We start from the raw sequence: 747 nt of genomic DNA, 5'->3' as shown, positions 1-747 counted from the left end.
CAACTGGCAGAAACTGCCAGAAATTATGAGCTGGGATGAGTATAGCTTCAAGAAAGGGAAGATGAGCTTTATCGCTCAGGATTTTAATACCAATGAGGTCCTAGCCATCCTGGACGGCAGAACCCAAGCGGTCATTCGAAATCATTTTCTACGCTATCCTAGACAGGTTCGTATGAGGGTCAAAGTGATGACCATGGACATGTTCAGTCCTTACTATCAGCTGGCCAAGCAGCTTTTCCCGCATGCCCAAATCGTTCTCGATCGTTTCCACATTATCCAGCACCTCAGCCGAGCTATGAACCGTGTCCGCATCCAAATCATGAACCAATTCGACCGAAAATCTCAGGAATACCGAGCCCTCAAACGCTATTGGAAACTCCTCCAGCAGGACAGCCGCAAGCTTAGCCATAAGCGTTTTTACAGACCAGCTTTTCGGGCGCATTTAACCAATCAGGAGATTCTCCATCAGCTACTCAGCTATTCGGACCAACTTCGACAACACTATGAGCTTTATCAGCTTCTGCTCTTTCACTTTCAGGAAAAGCAAACTAATCATTTCTTTGACCTAATGGAGGAGAATCTTTCAGCTGTTCACCCGATTTTTCAAACCGTCTGTCGGACTTTCCTGAAGGACAGAGACAAGATTACCAACGCCTTGGAACTACCCTACTCCAACGCCAAGCTGGAAGCGACTAACAATCTCATCAAGGTCATTAAGCGAAACGCTTTTGGATTCAGGAACTTTGA

Annotated in this window: 1 protein-coding gene; it reads left to right on the top strand. The window is 46.2% G+C overall.

The window, feature by feature from the left end; genetic code table 11:
• Nucleotides 1–747, top strand: a 747-nt coding sequence (locus tag RG565_RS08950) for an ISL3 family transposase (protein WP_308937471.1), incomplete at both ends; no start/stop codon positions are given.

This window comes from Streptococcus sp. IsoGale021 (assembly GCF_031142795.1).
Classification (GTDB): domain Bacteria; phylum Bacillota; class Bacilli; order Lactobacillales; family Streptococcaceae; genus Streptococcus; species Streptococcus hominis.
The sequence above is the reverse complement of the archived record's forward strand: the minus strand, read 5'-3'. Positions and strand labels throughout refer to the sequence as shown.